This is a genomic window from Mesorhizobium sp. M2C.T.Ca.TU.002.02.1.1 (assembly GCF_003997225.1).
Genome location: NZ_RZTO01001225.1, coordinates 1 through 1,226 on the forward strand (window position 1 = coordinate 1; position 1,226 = coordinate 1,226).

Below are 1,226 nucleotides of genomic sequence, written 5' to 3' on the forward strand. Positions count from 1 at the left end.
TTCGACAGTGCCGGGCTGGACCCCGGCAAACCCATCCTTTTCCATGCCGGCGGTCCCGGCCTCGCCACCGCCGCTATTCAACTCGCCAAGAAGATGGGCTGCACGGTGATCACCACGGTCGGCTCGAACGACAAGATCGACAAGGCCAAGGCGCTTGGCGCCGACCACGTCATCAACTACCGCGAGGACCGTTTCGAAGGCGTCGTGCGCAAGCTGACGAAGAAGAAGGGCGTCGACGTCGTGTTCGAACATGTCGGCGCCGACACCTTCGCCGGCTCGATGTTGTCCCTGAAGCGTGGCGGGCGCCTCGTCACCTGCGGCTCGACCTCCGGCGTGTCGACGCAGGTCAACCTCATGCAGCTCTTCCAGCAGCAGCTGAAGCTGCTCGGCTCCTTCGGCTGCCGCATGGAGAACATGGCCAACGCCATGCAGAAGATGGCCGCCGGCCTCGTCGCCCCCGTCATCGATACGGAGGTGGGCTTCGACGACATCGATGCCGCGCTGAAGCGCATGGAAGGCCGCGACGTCTTCGGCAAGATCATCCTGCGCGTTTCCTAAAGCAATTCCAGGAAAGGCGGATGGTCGGCAACGCGCTCAGGAAAGCCCGCCGGGACTTCATGTTCCGCTACGGCCGGCGGCTGCGCCAGCTGGAGCATTGGCTGGTCGCCAGGCTCGCCATCGTGTTGCTCTCGTTGCTGCGCCTGTTGCCGCCGGACAGCGCGCTCAACTTCGCCGACCGCGTCGCCCGCCGGGTCGGTCCGCTGGTCGGGCGCCACCGCGTGGCGGTCAACAATCTGCGCCTTGCCTATCCGCAGAAGAGCGACGCCGAGATCGAGGCCATCGCGCGCGACATGTGGGGCAACATGGCCCGCCTCGCGGCCGAATACATCTTCCTCGACGCGCTGTTCGACTTCGACCCGGACGCTGCGAAGCCGGGGCGGGTCGAGGTTCGCGGTATCGAGCATTTCGTCGAGATCGCCGGCGAGCGGAAGCCGCACATCCTGTTCACCGGCCATCTCGGCAATTTCGAGCTGCTGCCCGTGGCGGCCGCCACATTCGGCATGAACATCACGGCGCTGTTCCGCCCGCCGAACAATCCTTACCTCGCCGACTACATACACTCGACGCGCCGCTCCTCGATGGGCGCCCTGCTGCCCTCCGCCGCCGGAGCGTCGTTCGCACTTGCCGCCATCCTGGAAAAGGGCGGCAATATCGGCGTGCTGGTC

Annotated in this window: 2 protein-coding genes; both read left to right on the forward strand. The window is 65.7% G+C overall.

The window, feature by feature from the left end; genetic code table 11:
* A partial coding sequence (locus tag EOD07_RS34955) for a zinc-binding dehydrogenase (RefSeq protein WP_164772872.1) occupies positions 1-558 on the forward strand: 558 nt, incomplete at its 5' end.
* 20 nt (positions 559-578) lie between these two features.
* On the forward strand, positions 579-1,226 hold a 648-nt coding region (locus EOD07_RS34960; RefSeq protein ID WP_127238397.1), incomplete at its 3' end, for a lipid A biosynthesis lauroyl acyltransferase.